The organism is Kytococcus schroeteri, assembly GCF_042433515.1.
Taxonomy (GTDB): domain Bacteria; phylum Actinomycetota; class Actinomycetes; order Actinomycetales; family Dermatophilaceae; genus Kytococcus; species Kytococcus schroeteri.
This window is the reverse complement of the sequence record NZ_JBHLVH010000004.1, coordinates 227,611-229,908: the sequence shown is the minus strand read 5'-3', so window position 1 is coordinate 229,908 and position 2,298 is coordinate 227,611. Positions and strand designations below refer to the sequence as shown.

The following is a 2,298-nucleotide window of genomic DNA, read 5'->3' as shown; positions in this document are numbered from 1 at the left end:
AGTTCGGCACCGGTGCGGTTCTCGGGTCCGGTCCAGCAGGTGGTGGTCCGGTGGGGGCGCGGGTCCGAAGGGCCGGGGGCCGGGCGGCGCGGGGGTGCTGGCCGAGCAGCCCTCCGGTTGCGACGTGCCGGGGGTCGGCGCGAGGGTGGAGCCATGACCGACACCACGCAGACCACCGGCAAGACCGTCTACTTCCTGACCTCCGCCGAGGGCATCGAGGCCGTGGAGCTCACCGACCCGTGGAAGGCCGTCACCGAGGCCGGCCACACCGCGCGCCTCGTGAGCCCCGAGGGCGGCGAGGTGCAGCTCTTCAACCACCTCGACAAGGCCGAGACCCGCACCGCCGACGGCGCCGTGGCCGAGGTGTCCGCCGACGACGTGGACGTGCTCGTGCTGCCCGGTGGCGTGGCCAACCCAGACGCCCTGCGCCTGGACGAGAAGTCCGTGGCCCTCGTGAAGGCCGTGCACGACGCGGGCCGCCCGGTGGCCGCCATCTGCCACGCCGGCTGGGTGCTGGCCGAGGCGGGCGTGGTGGACGGCCGCCGCGTGACGGGCTTCGACAGCATCGAGACCGACCTGCGCAACGCAGGCGCCGACTGGGTGAGCGGCGAGAGCGTGGTGGTGGACGGCAACCTCATCACCAGCCGCAACCCCGACGACCTGCCCGCCTTCAACGGGGCGATCCTCGAGGCGCTCGAGCACGGCGCCGCCGCCCCGCAGGGCTGAGCTCCTGACCGCCACGCCGTCACGACCGGCGCCCGGCCCCCCTCGCACCCCGGTGCGGCGGGGGCCTCTCGCTGCGTGGCCGACCACGCCGTGCGCGGCGCCGAACCCCGGAAACTAGACTCCGACCATGGCCCAGATCACCGCACCCCGCCCCGCCCAGGGAACGCTCGAGCTGCTGCCGCGCCAGCAGGTGGCGTTCAACCGCATCGCGGACGTGGTGCGTCGCCATTTCGAGGCCGGAGGCTTCCTCCCGCTGGAGACGCCCGCCTTCGAGCGCACCGACGTGCTGCTCACCAAGTCCGGTGGCGAGACCGAGAAGCAGGTCTACTTCGTGCAGTCCACCGGTGGGCTGGCCAACGACCGCGAGGCCGTGGCCGCCGGGGACGAGGTGGGCCTGCCCGACCTCGCCCTGCGCTTCGACCTCACCGTGCCGATGGCGCGCTTCGTGGCCCAGCACGAGGGCCAGCTGACCTTCCCCTTCCGCCGCTACCAGATGCAGCGCGTCTACCGCGGTGAGCGTCCGCAGCGTGGCCGCTTCCGGGAGTTCGTGCAGTGTGACGTCGACATCATCGGCAAGGACACCCTCTCGGTGCGCCACGACGCCGAGCCGCCGGCCACCATGCACGCCATCTTCCGCGAGCTGGACTTCGGCCCGTTCACGATCCACCTGAACAACCGCCGCCTGCTGCGCGGGTTCTTCCGCAGCGTCGGCATCACCGACGAGCAGCAGCCGCTGGTGCTGCGCGAGGTGGACAAGATCGACAAGCGCGGCGTGGACTGGCTGCGCGAGGAACTCACCGGCGAGCGCTTCGGCCTGGCCGCGGACGTGGTCGACGCCGTAGCGGGCTTCGTCTCCACCCGCACCGGCTCGCACGCCGAGGCCCTGGAGGTGCTGGCCGGTCTGGAGGGGCGCGACGAGGAGCTGGACGCCGGCGTGGCCGAGCTGCGCGAGGTGCTCGAGATGCTGCGCCACCTCGGCGTGCCCGAGGGCGACTACTGCGTCAACCTCGCCATCGCCCGCGGCCTGGACTACTACACCGGCACCGTCTACGAGACCTTCCTCGACGAGCACCCGGAGCTGGGGTCGGTCTGCTCCGGTGGGCGCTACGAGAACCTGGCCGGGCAGTACACCAGGTCGTCCCTGCCGGGCGTGGGCATGTCCATCGGCCTCTCCCGCCTGTTCTGGCAGCTCATGGAGAACGGCATGGTCGCCGACGAGCCGTCCACCGTCCAGGTGCTCGTGCCGCTGCTCGACGAGGCCCTGCTGCCCGAGGCGCTGGGTCTGGCCGCCGAGCTGCGCACGGCCGGCCTGCGGGTGGAGTCGGTGCTGGAGCCGGCCAAGCTGGCCAAGCAGTTCAAGCACGCCGACCGGGCGGGCATCCGGTTCGTGGCCGTGCTCGGCGCCCAGGAGGTGGAGCGCGGCGTGGTGACGGTCAAGGACCTGCAGCGCGGCGACCAGTTCGAGGCCGAGCGGGGCGATCTGGCGCAGGCGCTGCGCGTGGAGCTGGCGCAGCCGGTCGCCGTGCGCGGGGACTGACCCGGCACGGCCCTCGCCTCGAGCGGCCCACCACC

General features: G+C 73.0%; 2 protein-coding genes. Both read left to right on the top strand.

Annotation, left to right across the window (positions count from 1 at the left end):
- The first annotated feature begins 153 nt into the window (after window positions 1-153).
- Window positions 154-726, top strand: coding sequence for a type 1 glutamine amidotransferase domain-containing protein (locus ACFFHC_RS02850; protein WP_070705324.1), 573 nt, complete (start codon window positions 154-156; stop codon window positions 724-726).
- 127 nt (window positions 727-853) lie between these two features.
- Complete coding sequence (gene hisS / locus ACFFHC_RS02845; RefSeq protein ID WP_379802849.1) at window positions 854-2,263, top strand: histidine--tRNA ligase; 1,410 nt, start codon at window positions 854-856, stop codon at window positions 2,261-2,263.
- Window positions 2,264-2,298: the final 35 nt, after the last annotated feature.